Origin of the sequence: Candidatus Tokpelaia sp. (assembly GCF_008636115.1) — a bacterium.
Lineage (GTDB): Bacteria > Pseudomonadota > Alphaproteobacteria > Rhizobiales > Rhizobiaceae > QLZD01.
Genome location: NZ_QLZD01000033.1, coordinates 1 through 16,347 on the forward strand (window position 1 = coordinate 1; position 16,347 = coordinate 16,347).

At 49.8% G+C, this 16,347-nt stretch carries 12 protein-coding genes and 1 tRNA gene; 11 read left to right on the plus strand and 2 right to left on the minus strand.

Annotated elements, in window-relative coordinates; all coding sequences use genetic code 11:
• Window positions 1–144 precede the first annotated feature (144 nt).
• The 11 genes from DPQ22_RS05960 (at window position 145) to DPQ22_RS08920 (ending at window position 14,043) form a co-directional block, all read left to right on the plus strand.
• Window positions 145–220: transfer RNA gene (locus DPQ22_RS05960), tRNA-Trp, on the plus strand.
• Window positions 221–516: 296 nt separating this feature from the next.
• A complete protein-coding gene (gene secE / locus DPQ22_RS05965; RefSeq protein ID WP_150214128.1) occupies window positions 517–723 on the plus strand; it encodes a preprotein translocase subunit SecE in 207 nt (68 codons plus the stop codon).
• Between the two features lie 37 nt (window positions 724–760).
• Window positions 761–1,294, plus strand: coding sequence for a transcription termination/antitermination protein NusG (gene nusG / locus DPQ22_RS05970; RefSeq protein ID WP_150214130.1), 534 nt, complete (start codon window positions 761–763; stop codon window positions 1,292–1,294).
• Between the two features lie 208 nt (window positions 1,295–1,502).
• Window positions 1,503–1,931, plus strand: coding sequence for a 50S ribosomal protein L11 (gene rplK / locus DPQ22_RS05975; protein ID WP_150214132.1), 429 nt, complete (start codon window positions 1,503–1,505; stop codon window positions 1,929–1,931).
• A gap of 4 nt (window positions 1,932–1,935) precedes the next feature.
• Window positions 1,936–2,634 carry a 50S ribosomal protein L1 gene (gene rplA / locus DPQ22_RS05980; RefSeq protein WP_150214134.1) on the plus strand — a complete coding sequence of 233 codons (699 nt, stop codon included), beginning with the start codon at window positions 1,936–1,938 and terminating at the stop codon, window positions 2,632–2,634.
• Between the two features lie 345 nt (window positions 2,635–2,979).
• Entirely contained in the window at window positions 2,980–3,498 is a 519-nt protein-coding gene (gene rplJ / locus DPQ22_RS05985) for a 50S ribosomal protein L10 (RefSeq protein ID WP_150214772.1), read from the plus strand.
• A gap of 51 nt (window positions 3,499–3,549) precedes the next feature.
• A complete protein-coding gene (rplL, locus tag DPQ22_RS05990) occupies window positions 3,550–3,927 on the plus strand; it encodes a 50S ribosomal protein L7/L12 (protein WP_150214136.1) in 378 nt (125 codons plus the stop codon).
• A gap of 434 nt (window positions 3,928–4,361) precedes the next feature.
• Complete coding sequence (gene rpoB / locus DPQ22_RS05995; protein WP_150214774.1) at window positions 4,362–8,501, plus strand: DNA-directed RNA polymerase subunit beta; 4,140 nt, start codon at window positions 4,362–4,364, stop codon at window positions 8,499–8,501.
• Window positions 8,502–8,636: 135 nt separating this feature from the next.
• Window positions 8,637–12,869, plus strand: a complete 4,233-nt coding sequence (gene rpoC / locus DPQ22_RS06000; protein ID WP_150214138.1) for a DNA-directed RNA polymerase subunit beta' — start codon at window positions 8,637–8,639, stop codon at window positions 12,867–12,869.
• Between the two features lie 181 nt (window positions 12,870–13,050).
• Window positions 13,051–13,845, plus strand: coding sequence for a hypothetical protein (locus DPQ22_RS06005; RefSeq protein WP_150214140.1), 795 nt, complete (start codon window positions 13,051–13,053; stop codon window positions 13,843–13,845).
• A 42-nt stretch (window positions 13,846–13,887) separates the two neighbouring features.
• Complete coding sequence (locus DPQ22_RS08920) at window positions 13,888–14,043, plus strand: hypothetical protein (protein ID WP_190323169.1); 156 nt, start codon at window positions 13,888–13,890, stop codon at window positions 14,041–14,043.
• 4 nt (window positions 14,044–14,047) lie between these two features.
• On the opposite strand, the gene DPQ22_RS06010 is transcribed toward DPQ22_RS08920, so the two are convergent.
• Window positions 14,048–14,755, minus strand: coding sequence for an HAD hydrolase-like protein (locus DPQ22_RS06010; protein ID WP_150214142.1), 708 nt, complete (start codon window positions 14,753–14,755; stop codon window positions 14,048–14,050).
• A 16-nt stretch (window positions 14,756–14,771) separates the two neighbouring features.
• On the minus strand, window positions 14,772–16,238 hold the full coding sequence (gene trmFO / locus DPQ22_RS06015; RefSeq protein WP_150214144.1) for a methylenetetrahydrofolate--tRNA-(uracil(54)-C(5))-methyltransferase (FADH(2)-oxidizing) TrmFO: 1,467 nt from the start codon (window positions 16,236–16,238) through the stop codon (window positions 14,772–14,774).
• Between the last annotated feature and the right edge of the window lie 109 nt (window positions 16,239–16,347).

Genomic DNA, 16,347 nt, shown 5'->3' on the forward strand with positions numbered 1-16,347 from the left:
CAGTTGGTGCGGGTATAGTCTCCAGGATTATAGAATAGGTTTGAGTGCTCAAGGCAGGGCAGCTAAACAGGCTGCCCGTGCCGGGAGGCTTAATCTCGTTCCCGTTTGCACTTTATTATGGGGGTATCCTTCATATGCGGCTCTAGGGGTATAGCTCAGTTGGTAGAGCGACGGTCTCCAAAACCGTAGGTCGCGGGTTCGACCCCTGCTGCCCCTGCCATGAGATTGCGGCCTGTTATGCGGGATTAGAGTGAAGATAAAGCGTGTCAAGGGGGTGGGATTGTGGTTTGTAATGAATAGCTGTGGATTTGCCGTTAATAGGTTTATTGGCTGTAGATTTTGCGTTAAATAGTGCTAATCTGGGAATATTGTGTGAGGGGCTTGCTTTTCTTTAAATGATAGTCTATTTTGCGCCCCTGATGTGTGGATTTGTGTTTTTGCGTCATATTTGGCGCCTTGTTTGAAGGAGTGCGCGCTTATGGGGTGTCTCCTGTAATTTGTGCGGAAGGTATATTTGTGGCAAAAACCAGTCCCATTACATTTTTTCGGCAGGTTCGTGCCGAAATGGCAAAGGTAACCTGGCCTACACGCCGTGAAACCTGGGTTTCTACGGTTATGGTCGTAATTATGGTTATTTTGGCGGCTTTGTTTTTGTTTGTGGCAGATTGGATTATCTCATCGGTTTTGGGGTGGGGAATAAATTATTTGGGCAGCTTGTTCTGATAAGCTTTTGTTTCAATATTTTGGCAAAGGGAAAGCGGTGGCATTTCGTTGGTATATCGTTCAGGCTTATTCAAATTTTGAGAAAAAAGTGGCCGAAGCAATAGAGAAGGAGGCGGAGCGTAAGGGGCTGTCTGATTATTTTGAACAGATTCTGGTTCCGACTGAAAAATTTGTTGAGGTTCGGCGTGGACGCAAAGTGGATTCGGAGCGCAAATTTTTTCCTGGATATGTTCTTGTCCGCGCCAATTTGACCGATGACGTCTTTCATTTGATAAAAAATACGCCGAGAGTAGCGGGATTTCTGGGTTCCGATTCCAGGCCTGTGCCGGTTTCAGACAGCGAAGTGAAATCGATTCTTAATCAGGTGAAAGATGGAGCAGACAGGCCGAAACCGTCTATTTCTTTTGATATTGGTGAGCAGGTTCGGGTTGCCGATGGGCCTTTTGCTTCTTTCAACGGTGTTGTTCAGGAAGTGGAAGAAGAACGGGCAAGACTTAAGGTGGAAGTTTCTATTTTTGGGCGGGCAACGCCGGTGGAGCTGGAGTTTAATCAGGTAGAAAAAATCCGCTGATAATCCGGATTAGGCAATATGTGCTTTTAGAGGGTATTTCACTCTCTAAATGAAGAGGTCTTGTGGCCTCTGTGTGATAGGCGGGAGAAACAGTGAAAACTAGCCGTTTGCTGTTTCGCACCGCCTACTGCGTGGTTGATGCTGAATTTTCTGTTTGTATCAACAAAGTTAAGCTGTTGTTTAGGCAATATAGTAAAGGCAGGTTATAATGGCTAAAAAGATTGCAGGCCAGTTAAAATTGCAAGTGCCCGCGGCTGCGGCAAATCCTTCTCCGCCGATCGGCCCTGCTTTGGGCCAGCGGGGCATTAATATTATGGAATTTTGCAAGGCGTTTAATGCTGCTACGCAAGAAATGGAGAAAGGTTCGCCTGTTCCTGTTCTCATTACCTATTATCAGGATAAATCCTTCACTTTTGTCATGAAAACGCCGCCCGTTTCTTATTTTCTCAAAAAAGAGGCGAAATTGAAGAGCGGCTCAAAAGAGCCGGGCAAAGTGAGCGCCGGCAGTATTGGTCGTGATAAAATTCGCATTATTGCCGAAGCTAAAATGAAAGACCTCAATGCCAATAATATTGAAGCAGCAATGCTGATGGTTGAGGGTTCGGCACGTTCAATGGGATTGCAGGTAGTGGATTGAGATTATGGCAAAATTTGCAAAAAGACTTCAGAAAATCCGCGAGGGTGTTGACAGAAACAGGCTTTATTCCCTGAATGAGGCGGTCTCTTTGGTCAGGGATCGTGCTGTTGCCAAATTTGATGAAACTATTGAAGTTGCAATGAATTTGGGTGTTGATGCGCGTCATGCCGATCAAATGGTGCGCGGTGTGGTTAATCTGCCGAATGGAACAGGGCGCTCTATCCGGGTTGCTGTTTTCGCTCGCGGCGACAAAGCTGATGAAGCAAAAGCAGCCGGTGCTGATATTATCGGGGCGGAAGATTTGTTCGAGAATATTAATAGCGGTAAAATTGACTTTGATCGTTGTATCGCCACTCCTGACATGATGCCTTTGGTTGGACGCCTGGGTAAAATTCTGGGGCCGCGCGGTATGATGCCTAATCCCAAAGTCGGGACGGTGACGCCTGATATTGCTGCTGCCGTCAAGGCTTCCAAGGGTGGTGCCGTAGAATTCCGGGTAGAAAAAGCGGGTATTATCCATGCCGGTATTGGTAAAGCCTCTTTCGGTGTTGAGAAACTGGTTGAAAATATTCGCGCTTTTGCCGAAGCGGTTATTAAGGCCAAACCTGCCGGTGCCAAAGGCGAATATGTCAAACGCATTGCAGTTTCGTCTACTATGGGGATTGGTGTCAAAATTGATGTCGGGTCAGTCCGTTCTGCCTGATTCCGGTTTGTGTCGGATTTTTTCGGCGCAAAATGAGATTGTTTGCCGCTATAAGCGGGAAACTGCCTGTTCGGGCGCAAGCCTGAAAAAGTCGGGAGCAATCCTGACAATCCTGTCCGAGATTGCTGGTGATGCTTGCATCTTAAAAATGAAAACCCGCATGAGACTGGGGAAAACATAAAGCCTTTTCTTGAAAAGGACATGAAGTTTGAACCTGATATGTTACTTTCTCTGTGTCCTGCACATAGAAGGGGACAGGAGTTGAGAGCGGTTCTGCAAGCTGTTTTGCGGGGCTGAGTGAAACCCGGCAGATTGGGTTGCCAATCTGCCAAATGGAGAGAGACAGTGGATAAAGCGGAAAAACGCGAATTTGTCACATGGCTCAATGGGACTTTGAAAGAGTCCGGTTCGGTTGTTGTGGCGCATTATTCGGGTCTCACCGTCGCCCAGATGAATGATCTCAGGGTCAAGATGCGTGCGGTTGGCGGTTCCGTTAAAGTCGCGAAAAACCGCCTTGCCAAAATCGCTCTTCAGGGCACAGAGGCTGCAACAATCGCTGATTTGTTTAAAGGGCAAACAGTGATTGCCTATTCTTCTGATCCGGTTGCGGCGCCAAAAATCGCCGTAGATTTCGCCAGGCTTAACGATAGACTCGTTATTCTTGGCGGCGCAATGGGCTCTTCCAGTTTGAATGCGGAAGGTGTGAAGGCTTTGGCCTCCTTGCCTTCTCTGGACGAATTGCGAGCAAAACTGGTGGCTATGGTTTCTACCCCGGCTACACGCATTGCGCAAATTGCCATTGCTCCCGCCGGCCAGCTGGCGCGGGTTATCGGTGCTTATGCCCGGAAGAGCGAAGCGGCTTAAGGTCGTTTCTTGTAATGTTTGAACTTTGTGTTATATGTGAGGAATATGAATATGGCTGATCTTGAAAAGATCGTTGAGACTCTTTCAACTTTGACTGTTCTGGAAGCTGCAGAATTGTCTAAAATGCTGGAAGATAAATGGGGCGTTTCTGCTGCTGCTCCGGTGGCTGTTGCTGCTGCTCCCGGCGCTGCTGCCGGTGCTGCTGCTGTCGAAGAAAAGACAGAATTTGATGTTATTCTGGTTGAAGGCGGTGCGCAGAAGATCAATGTGATTAAGGAAGTTCGCGCTATTACCGGTCTTGGTTTGAAAGAAGCCAAGGATCTGGTCGAAGCTGCTCCTAAAGCCGTTAAAGAGGCTATTGCCAAGGACGAAGCCGAAAAAATCAAGGCTCAGCTGGAAGGTGCGGGTGCCAAGGTTGAACTTAAATAATTTCGTTTGAGTTTTCTGCTTTAAGACATGAGGCGCTTCTCGAAATGGGATTTGCCGTTGCAAATTGTGAGAGAATGCTCCGTTCATATATGGTTGAATCCGTTTAATATGCCGCATAATAATCGGCAATTATAGTTTGGGGGAGATTTGGCCGTAGTGAATTTATACTCTGATGATGGCTCATTTTCCGGTGGTTTATTGCTGCCGGGAAATGGGTTTGGTTGTTTTGAAGGGGATAAAAGAATTTGCAGATTTTCCTGATTGTGCCGCTATGTGTTTGGGGCCGGTAAAATACAAGGGGAGTCTGATACGGTTTTGCATGGATTGCGGGCTTTGGGAACAAAGTTCCATATCCGGGAGATGCTGATGAAAATCAGCAAACGGAAGCGGTTCCGGCGCAATTATCTGTCGGAAGAAAAGATCAAGGATCAATGATGGCTCAGACCCTTTCATTCAATGGTCGTAAGCGCGTGCGCAAATTTTTTGGCAGAATCCCCGAAGTGGCGGAAATGCCTAATCTTATTGAAGTGCAAAAGGCTTCCTATGATCAATTTCTGATGATGGAGGAGCCGGCAGGAGGGCGCCCGGACGAAGGCTTGCAAACAGTCTTTAAATCCGTCTTCCCGATTACGGATTTTGCCGGGACGTCCATGCTTGAATTTGTCCGTTATGAGTTTGATGCGCCGAAATTTGATGTGGAAGAATGCCGCCAGCGTGATCTGACTTATGCTGCGCCTTTAAAAGTTACCCTGCGCCTCATTGTTTTTGATATTGATGAAGATACAGGGGCAAAATCTATTAAAGACATTAAAGAGCAAGATGTCTATATGGGCGATATGCCGCTAATGACAGAAAATGCGACTTTTATTGTCAACGGCACTGAGCGGGTTATTGTCTCGCAAATGCACCGCTCTCCCGGTGTTTTCTTTGATCACGATAAAGGCAAATCTCATTCTTCTGGCAAGTTGCTTTTTGCTTCGCGTATTATTCCCTATCGCGGTTCATGGCTGGATATTGAGTTTGACGCCAAGGATATTGTTTATGTCCGCATTGATCGCCGCCGGAAGATTCCGGTCACCAGCTTCCTGATGGCGCTGGGAATGGACGGACAGGAAATATTGTCCACTTATTACAAGACGTTGACTTATGCCCGAAGCGGCAAAGAATGGCGTATTCCATATTCACCTGAGCGTTTTAAAGGTGTGAAGCTTGTTGCCGATATTATTGATGCCGATACGGGTGAAGTTGCGGCAGAAGCTGGGCGCAAGCTGACAGCGCGCGCCGCCAGACAACTGGCAGAAAAAGGTCTGAAGGCTATTAAAGCGACAGATGAGGATCTTTTCGGTCTTTATCTGGCGGAAGATGTTGTCAATTACGAGACTGGTGAAATTTATCTTGAAGCCGGTGATGAAATTGACGAAAATGCGCTGAAGGTTTTGACTGAAATCGGCATAGACGAGATTAAGCTGCTGGATATTGATCATGTCAATGTCGGCGCTTATATTCGCAATAGTCTGGCTATTGACAAAAATGAGAGCCGTCAAGACGCTTTATTTGATATTTACCGTGTTATGCGTCCGGGTGAGCCGCCGATTATGGAAACGGCCGAGGCCATGTTCCAGTCACTGTTTTTTGATTCCGAGCGCTATGATTTGTCGGCTGTCGGCCGCGTTAAAATGAATATTCGCTTAGGGCTTGATTGCCCCGATACAGTGCGGATTTTGCGCAAGGAAGATATTATTGCCGTTATTAAAATGCTGGTTGAGCTGCGTGACGGCCGCGGTGAAGTTGACGATATTGATAATTTGGGCAATCGCCGTGTCCGTTCAGTCGGCGAATTGATGGAAAATCAATATCGCATTGGTCTGTTGCGTATGGAACGTGCCATTAAAGAGCGCATGTCTTCGGTTGAGATTGATACAGTCATGCCGCAGGATTTAATCAATGCCAAACCCGCAGCGGCGGCAGTGCGCGAATTTTTCGGCTCGTCACAATTATCGCAATTTATGGATCAGACCAATCCGCTGTCGGAAATCACCCATAAGCGCCGGCTTTCTGCTTTGGGGCCGGGCGGTTTGACGCGGGAGCGCGCCGGTTTTGAGGTGCGCGATGTGCACCCCACGCATTATGGCCGTATCTGCCCGATTGAAACGCCGGAAGGGCCGAATATCGGTCTTATCAATTCGCTGGCTACTTTTGCCCGTGTCAATAAATATGGTTTTATTGAGAGTCCTTACCGCAAAATTACCGGCGGCAAGGTTACAAATGAAGTTGTTTATCTTTCGGCAATGGAAGAATCCAGACATTATGTGGCGCAGGCCAATTCGCTCATGGACGGCAGCAATAATCTGACGGAAGATTTTGTTGTCTGCCGCCATGCCGGCGAAGTGTTAATGGCACCGCGCGATCAGATTGATTTAATGGACGTCTCGCCCAAGCAGCTTGTTTCTGTGGCGGCGGCTCTTATCCCGTTCCTTGAAAATGACGATGCCAATCGGGCCTTGATGGGGTCAAACATGCAGCGTCAGGCTGTGCCGCTGGTGCGAACCGAAGCGCCATTTGTCGGCACAGGTATGGAACCGGTTGTCGCTCGCGATTCCGGTGCTGCTATTGCGGCCAGGCGCAGCGGCGTTGTTGATCAGGTTGATGCAACGCGTATTGTTATCCGCGCGACAGAAGATATTGAATCGGCAAAAACCGGTGTGGATATTTATAGATTGCAAAAATTCCAGCGCTCCAATCAATCAACCTGTATCAATCAGCGCCCGCTGGTGCATGTTGGCGATATGATTCAGAAAGGTGATATTATTGCTGACGGGCCTTCAACCGATTTGGGCGATCTGGCTTTGGGGCGCAATGTTCTGGTCGCCTTCATGCCGTGGAACGGCTATAATTATGAAGATTCCATTCTGCTTTCAGAGCGGATTGTCGCTGACGATGTTTTCACCTCCATTCATATTGAAGAATTTGAGGTAGCGGCGCGCGATACCAAATTGGGGCCGGAAGATATTACCCGCGATATTCCCAATGTTTCGGAAGAAGCGCTGAAAAATCTTGATGAAGCCGGTATTGTCTATATTGGTGCCGAAGTGCAGCCGGGTGATATTCTTGTCGGCAAAATTACACCGAAAGGCGAAAGCCCAATGACGCCGGAAGAGAAGCTGCTGCGCGCCATTTTTGGTGAAAAGGCTGCCGATGTGCGCGATACTTCCATGCGTATGCCGCCCGGAACATTTGGCACAGTGGTGGAAGTGCGCGTGTTTAACCGCCACGGCATTGAAAAAGATGAGCGCGCTATGGCGATTGAGCGGGAGGAAATTGAGCGCCTGGCGAAAGACCGTGATGACGAGCAGTCAATCCTGGATCGCAATATTTACAGCCGCCTGGCAGAAATGCTGGCAGGACGCGCGGCTATTGCCGGGCCGAAAGGTTTCAAGAAAAGCACAAAGCTTGATGCGGCGCTGTTGCAGGATTATCCGCGGTCGCAATGGTGGCAGTTTGCCGTTGAAGATGAGGCTTTGCAGGGTAGAATTGAAGCTTTGCGCAACCAGTATGATGAATCCAAAAAGCTGCTGGAACGCCGCTTTATGGATAAAGTAGAAAAAGTGCAGCGCGGCGATGAAATGCCCCCCGGGGTCATGAAAATGGTCAAGGTTTTTGTCGCGGTCAAGCGCAAAATCCAGCCGGGCGATAAAATGGCCGGCCGCCACGGCAATAAAGGCGTGGTATCGCGCATTATGCCGGTAGAGGATATGCCTTTTCTGGAAGACGGCACCCATGTTGATATTGTGCTCAACCCGTTAGGTGTGCCGAGCCGCATGAATGTCGGCCAGATTCTGGAGACGCATTTGGGCTGGGCCTGCGCCGGCATGGGGCGGCAGATCGGCGATTTGCTGGAAGCCTATAGGAAGAATGGTGATGTTGCGCCTTTGCGCGGCAAAATTAACGAAATTATCCCGGATAATGATCGTAATGAGCCTGTTTCTTCTTATGATGACGACAGTATTCTCCGTCTGGCCGGGCAAATGCGGCATGGTGTTTCCATTGCTACACCGGTTTTTGACGGAGCGCATGAAAGCGATATTGATGCGGCTTTGGCAAAAGCGGGTCTGTCTACTTCAGGGCAGGTCGTGCTTTATGACGGTAGAACGGGCGAGGCTTTTGATCGCCAGGTGACAGTCGGCTATATTTATATGCTGAAACTGCATCATTTGGTCGATGATAAAATCCATGCGCGCTCGATAGGCCCTTATTCGCTGGTGACACAACAGCCTTTGGGCGGCAAGGCGCAATTTGGCGGCCAGCGTTTTGGCGAAATGGAGGTCTGGGCGCTGGAAGCTTACGGCGCAGCCTATACGTTGCAGGAAATGTTGACGGTGAAATCAGATGATGTGGCCGGGCGAACCAAAGTTTACGAGGCTATTGTTCGCGGTGACGACACATTTGAAGCCGGTATTCCTGAGAGCTTCAATGTGCTGGTCAAGGAAATGCGGTCGCTGGGTCTTGATGTTGAGCTGGACGATACGCGTGAATTGCTGACGCGCAGCGAAACTGCGGCAGAAGCGGTGGAATAGCAAAGGAGCAAGGCCTTTATGATAAAGGCCTTGCTTTGTCACCGCTTTAAGCGATGTTTGGTCTATTACAGGTGAGATGGCACAATCTGGCCATTGCAAACGGGCTTTGGATAAAAGCTCTTCAAGGAGAACGGCATGAACCAAGAGGTTATGAATCTTAACCCGCAGACGCCGGCGCAAGCCTTTGATTCTATCCGGATTTCTATTGCCAGCCCGGAGAAGATCCTGTCATGGTCTTATGGGGAAATCAAAAAGCCGGAGACTATCAATTACCGCACTTTCAAGCCGGAAAGAGACGGGCTGTTTTGTGCGCGCATTTTTGGCCCGATCAAGGATTATGAATGCCTGTGCGGCAAATATAAACGCATGAAATATAAAGGCATTATCTGCGAAAAATGCGGGGTGGAAGTGACCTTGTCACGCGTGCGCCGCGAGCGTATGGGGCATATTGAGCTGGCGGCGCCGGTGGCACATATCTGGTTTTTGAAATCTTTGCCGAGCCGGATTGCCATGCTGCTGGATATGGCACTGAAAGATATTGAACGGGTTTTGTATTTTGAAAATTATATTGTAACCGAGCCTGGCCTGACGTCGCTGAAAATGCATCAATTACTGTCGGAAGAAGAATATTTAATGGCAGTTGATGAATTTGGCGAAGATCAGTTTACCGCTATGATTGGTGCTGAAGCGATTTATGAAATTCTGGCTGCCATGGAGCTGCCGAAACTGGCTGAAACCTTGCGGGTTGAGCTGGCTGAGACAAGCTCGGATCTCAAGCAGAAAAAGCTGATGAAGCGGCTGAAAATTGTTGAGAATTTTATGGATTCGGGTAATCGGCCGGAATGGATGATTATGAAAGTAGTGCCGGTCATTCCGCCAGATCTGCGCCCGCTTGTGCCGCTGGACGGCGGCCGTTTCGCCACTTCCGATCTCAATGATCTCTATCGCCGGGTGATTAACCGCAATAATCGGCTGAAACGATTGATGGAATTGCGAGCGCCGGGTATTATTATCCGCAATGAAAAGCGCATGTTGCAGGAAGCGGTTGACGCTCTGTTTGATAATGGCCGCCGCGGCCGGGTGATTACCGGCGGCAATCGCCGCCCGCTAAAATCGCTTTCTGATATGCTGAAGGGCAAGCAGGGGCGCTTCCGCCAGAATTTGCTGGGCAAGCGGGTGGATTATTCCGGCCGGTCGGTGATTGTGACCGGGCCGGAGCTGAAATTGCACCAATGCGGTTTGCCGAAGAAAATGGCGCTGGAATTGTTCAAGCCGTTTATTTATGCGCGGCTTGACGCCAAAGGCTATTCTTCTACGGTGAAGCAGGCAAAGAAGCTGGTGGAAAAAGAGCGGCCGGAAGTTTGGGATATTCTCGATGAGGTGATTCGCGAACACCCGGTTTTGCTGAACCGGGCGCCGACTTTGCACCGCTTGGGTATTCAGGCCTTTGAGCCGATATTGATTGAAGGCAAGGCTATTCACCTGCACCCGCTGGTTTGCACCGCCTTTAATGCCGATTTTGACGGCGATCAAATGGCGGTTCATGTGCCGCTTTCGCTGGAAGCGCAGTTGGAAGCGCGTGTTTTGATGATGTCGACCAATAATATTTTGCACCCTGCCAATGGCGCACCGATTATTGTGCCGTCACAAGATATGGTGCTCGGCCTTTATTATTTGTCGATTATGGTGGAAAAAGAGCCGGGTGAGGGCATGATATTTGCCGATCAGGGTGAGCTGCAGCACGCGCTGGAAAACGGTATTGTCACTTTGCACAGCAAGGTGAAGGGGCGCTATGTTTCGGTTGATGCGCAGGGCGCGCCGGCAGCCCGGCTTTATGATACTACGCCCGGGCGCATGATTATCGGCGAGTTGCTGCCGAAAAATGTCAATGTGCCGTTTGATATTGTCAATCAGGAAATGACCAAGAAAAATATTTCCAAATTGATTGATCATGTCTATCGCCATTGCGGCCAGAAAGAGACGGTTGTTTTCTGCGACAAGATTATGCAGCTTGGCTTTTCTTATGCCTGCCGCGCCGGTATTTCTTTCGGCAAGGACGATATGGTGATACCGGAAACCAAAGCAAAACTGATTGAAGAAACGGAGGCTTTGGCCAAGGAATATGAGCAGCAATATAATGAAGGCCTGATTACGCAGGGTGAAAAATATAATAAAGTTGTTGATGCCTGGGGCAAATGCACGGATCGTATTGCCGAAGAAATGATGAAAGGTATTCAGGCGGTCAAATTTGACCCGGAGACAGGCCGGCAATTACCGATGAATTCCATTTATATGATGTCGCATTCCGGCGCGCGCGGTTCTGCCAATCAGATGAAACAACTGGCCGGCATGCGCGGCCTGATGGCAAAACCTTCGGGCGAAATTATTGAGACGCCGATTATTTCCAATTTTAAGGAAGGTCTGACCGTGAATGAGTATTTCAACTCTACGCACGGGGCGCGGAAAGGCCTGGCCGATACGGCGCTTAAAACTGCTAATTCCGGTTATTTGACCCGCCGTCTGGTTGATGTGGCGCAAGATGCGATTATTTCAGAAGTTGATTGCGGCACGGATAAGGGCCTGACCATGCAGGCTATTGTTGATGTCGGGCAGATTGTTGCCTCATTGGGGCAGCGTATTCTCGGCCGCACGGCGCTGTTTGATATTTTGCACCCGGTTTCCGGCGCTGTTATTGTCGAAGGCGGCCGTATGATTGAAGAGGCTGATGTCGCAGTAATTGAGAAAGTCGGTATTCAGTCGGTGCAGATTCGCTCAGCCTTGACCTGCGAAACGCGCATTGGCGTTTGCGCCAAATGTTACGGGCGTGATCTGGCGCGCGGCACGCCGGTTAATCAGGGTGAGGCTGTCGGCGTGATTGCGGCGCAATCTATCGGTGAGCCGGGCACGCAGTTAACCATGCGCACTTTCCACCTTGGCGGCACGGCACAAGTGGTGGATTCCTCTTATCTCGAGGCCTCTTATGAAGGGGTGATTGAGCTGAAAAACCGCAATGTAGTGCGCGATTCGGAAGGGCATTTGGTGGTTATGGGGCGCAATATGTCGGTTCTTATCAAAGATGAAGCCGGCAAAGAGCGTTCCAGCCAGCGTGTTTCTTATGGTGCCCGCCTGTTCGTTGATGATGGCGACACGGTCAAACGCGGTCGCCGTATTGCCGAATGGGATCCTTATACGCGGCCGATTATGACGGAAATGGAAGGCTATATTGGCTTTGAAGATATGGTTGACGGGCTTTCCGTTTCTGAAGCGGCTGATGAATCGACCGGTATCACCAAACGTCAGGTTATTGACTGGCGGGCCAATCCGCGCGGCGCGGATTTAAAGCCGGCTATTATCATTAAAGATAAAAAAGGCAAAATCGTCAAATTGCCGAAAGGCGGTGAAGCGCGTTATTTGCTGTCGGTGGAGAGTATCCTTTCGGTTGAGCCGGGTGATCATGTGAAAGCGGGTGATGTTATTGCCCGTCTGCCGACTGAAAGCACAAAAACCAAAGATATTACCGGCGGTTTGCCGCGTGTAGCTGAGCTGTTTGAAGCAAGGCGGCCAAAAGACCACGCCATTATTGCCGAAATGTCGGGAACAGTGCGCTTTGGCCGGGATTATAAAAATAAACGCCGCATTATTATTGAGCCTGATGATCATACAGTGGAGCCGGTAGAATATCTGATTCCGAAAGGACGGCCTTTCCACCTGCAAGACGGCGATCAGATTGAAAAAGGTGATTATATCCTGGACGGTAATCCGGCGCCGCATGATATTCTGGCAATTAAGGGGATTGAGGCCTTGGCTTCTTATCTGGTTAATGAGATTCAGGAAGTCTATCGTTTGCAGGGCGTGCTGATCAATGACAAGCATATTGAAGTCATTGTGCGGCAAATGCTGCAAAAGGTTGAAATTACCGAGACTGGTGATTCCACTTATATTGCCGGCGATCATGTCGACCGCATTGAGCTGGAAGAAGTCAATGAGCGGCTGGCGGCTGAAGGTAGAAAACCGGCAATCGGCAATCCGGTTCTGCTGGGTATCACCAAAGCGTCTTTGCAGACGCCGTCCTTTATTTCGGCTGCCTCCTTCCAGGAGACAACGCGGGTTCTCACCGAGGCAGCGGTTGCCGGCAAAATGGATACTTTGCAGGGTTTGAAGGAAAATGTCATTGTCGGCCGCCTTATCCCGGCCGGCACTGGCGGCGCTATTGCCCAGATTCGCCGTATCGCCACTACGCGCGATGAAATGATTGTCGACGAGCGGCGCAAGGCGACCGGGGCGGAAGAAGCCAAGGCCATGTTGACCGATATGACCGAAGAGTCTCAGGCAGATACTGCGCCGGAGCCGGTTGCGGTAGCGGAATAAGTGCCGGTTTAAAGGTGTTTTTGGCCGATGGCCGAGCTGCTTTGGCAGGCAGAGTATTGCCGGGTTTTCACTGAATGAAAATTCTAACCGCCGCTTGCTTTGAGCGGCGGTTTTTTATTGCGCCGGTGCGAAAAATATTATGTAATAGCGGGCAATACGGCGCATTGGGGAGGCTTAAATAATGCCAGAAGAAAAAACGCAGCATAATGCCGGCGGCCAGAATAATGACAAATCACTGCCGGAAAAAGAGAAGCCGGTTTGCGGCATTATCCGGCCGATTTCCGCTATGCTGCCGGATTATAGCGAGCAGCATTGGAGAGATGTGGTTAATATTCTTGATGAAGCAATCAAAGCCGCGGGCTTTGAGCCGCGTTTGGTCAGCGCCACGGCCGAGATAAGTGTTATCCAAAAAACGATTATCCAAAATCTTTATAATCGTGAAATCGTCGTTTGTGACGTCAGCGGCAAAAACGCCAATGTCATGTTTGAGCTGGGTATGCGCCTGGCTTTTGATAAAGCGACTATTATTATCAAAGACGACAAGACAGAATATAGTTTCGATACATCACCTATTGAGCATGTGACCTATCCGAAATCCTTGCGTTATTCTAAAATTGTAGATTTTAAGGAAGAGCTAAGAGGAAAATTGCGGTCAACATATGAGGCGGCGCGAAAAGACAAAACTTATAGTCCGTTTTTAAAGAATTTTGGCCAGATTGTGCCGGCGAAAATTCACAATCAGGAAGTGCCGGAAGAACAATATCAGAGCGAAAAGCTTGAGGAACTAAGCGAGCAAATAAATCTTCTTATTGCTTTACAGAGACGACAAAATGAAGTAACGCAGCCGATATACGGAGTCGTGGCACCTCCCATACCATGGCCTATTGGGACAAATACGCCTGGGGAAAGTCAGCAGAGAGCTGCACCCCCGCCGTCTATACCGTTTATACCGCCTATCCCATCTTTGAAGGAATGAGATGAACAGAGGGAGCGGGTAAGGTTTGTTCGGTCACGCAAATTGGGGGAGCAGCAAATTCTGCTGCAAAAATTGCAACAGGCGAGAGAAGAGCTGCGCCATGTGAGCACTGCCCGGCAGGCGGGTGAGAAAAGTATGGAAATAGCCGCTCTGGAAACACAGATTAAAAAGCTTGGCTATGATGATGCGCCGTTTTGAAATTTCACTTAGGCTGTAGGGCGTTGTCTGCCATAAGCCTCTCTACCAAATCCATTGTCAATTCCGCATAAGAATCAATAATTTTATCGGCGTCAAGATCTTCTACCGGAATATCGCTATAGCCGAAGCGCACGGCAATAGCGGGGATTTTTGCTGCCCGTGCCGCCATAATATCCGGGGCACTGTCGCCAATCATCACCGCCCGGGCGCGATCGCCGCCGGCCTGGTCAATGACGTTGAAAATGTGACGCGGATCCGGCTTTTTCCAGTCAAAGCTGTCACCGCCGCTGACAGCGGCAAAGGGCAGGGGCGTTTTGAGCTGTTTATTCAAGGCGTTAACCAGTTTTTTTACCAGAATTTCCGCCTTATTGCTGCAAACAGCCAATAAAAAACCACGGGCAGAAAATTGCCGCAAGGTTTCCACCGCCCCCTCGAAATAATGCGATTGACCCGGAATATTGGCAGCATAATAAGCCATGAAATCGGCCAGCAGGTTCTCCACCAAAGCAGGCTCAGGCGCAATATTGTGCTGCCGCAGCGCCTGTTCAATCATCGCGCGGCCGCCATGGCCGATATATTGGCTTAAGTCAGGTGAAGAGATAGCTTCAACCCCTTGTTTTTCCAGACAATAATTGAGGCTATCCAATAAATCCGGCGCGGTTGCCGCCAAAGTCCCGTCCAGATCAAAAACAAGTATCGGTTTTTTAGTCATGTTCCTTTTCTCCTGCTTATTTGTCGGCTTCAGCCAGCCAGGCCTGCCAGTCCTGCAAAGCGCGCGCGCTTAAAGCCTGTTTTTTCGCCTGCGTTTTTTCTTTGCCGCGCTGCCTTTGCCCCGCCGGTTCCGGCAAATTAATCGGCGGAAACAGGCCAAAATTGATATTCATCGGCTGAAAGCTGCGCGGCTTGCGGCCTTGCGCCGGCTTATCCTGTTGGTCTTCTGCTTCAGCCTCAACCTCAATTTCAGCCTCGGCGCTTATATGCCCGCCGGTAATATGATTGAGCAAAGCGCCAAAAGCGCAGCTTGCCGGCGGCGGCGCCAGCTCTCTGCCGCCTAACTCGGCCGCGGCAAAACGCCCGGCCAATAGCCCCATGGCCGCCGATTCAACATAGCCTTCACAACCGGTTATCTGCCCGGCAAAGCGCCAGTTTGGTAATGTTTTCAAGCATAATTGGCTATCCAGTAAAACTGGAGAATTAAGATAGCTATTGCGGTGCAAACCGCCAAGCCGGGCGAATTCCGCCGCCGCAAGCCCCGGTATCATGCGGAAAATGCGGGTTTGTTCGCCATGTTTCAGCTTGGTCTGGAAGCCCACCATATTATAAAGCGTGCCAAGTTTGTTATCCTGCCGTAATTGCACGACAGCATAAGGCTTGTCCTGCGGTTTATGGGCATTGGTCAGGCCGCGCGGTTTCATCGGGCCGAAGCGCAAAGTCTCCGCCCCGCGCTCAGCCATAATTTCAACCGGCAGGCAACCGTCAAAATAACCGGTCTTTTCAAAGGTGCGAAATTCTGTTTTTTCACCGGCCAGTAAGGCGGCAATAAAGGCTTCATACTGGTCTTTATCCAGCGGGCAGTTCAGATAATCCCTGCCGGTGCCGCCTGGCCCCTGTTTGTCATAGCGCGATTGAAACCAGGCAATATCCATATTGATACTGTCTTTATAAATAATCGGCGCAATAGCGTCAAAAAAAGCCAGGGAATCCTCACCTGTCTGCTGCTGGATTGCTGCGGCCAGAGCGGGTGAGGTTAACGGCCCGGTGGCGAGGATAAGCCGATAATTGCGCTCCAGCGCTTCAGTCAGAAAATCGGCTTCTACTTCCCGGCACTCCAGCCTTATATTGGGGTGCGCTGCTATGCGTGCCGAAACAGCCTGGGCAAAACCTTCTCTGTCTACTGCCAGAGCGCTGCCGGCCGGCACCTGATTAGCATCAGCCGCCTGCATAATAAGCGAATCGGCGAGGCGCATTTCAGCATGAAGCAGGCCCACGGCATTTGTGCTGCTATCATCAGAGCGGAAGGAATTGGAGCAGACAAGCTCAGCCAGCGCCCCGCTTTTATGCGCTTGTGTCATTTTATGCGGGCGCATTTCATATAAAATAACCTTTATGCCGGCATTGGCTGCCTGAAAGGCCGCTTCGCTGCCGGCCAGACCGCCGCCAATAATATGAAGAATTTCCGTCTGCTTTTGCACCATAATGTCACCCTGATACACGCAGTAACAGATAAAGTAATTTTGCCGGTTTGAGAAGAGGCCTGCCCGTTTCGCCTGTTGAAGGCGGAAACATAGTCAAACCGGGAGCTTT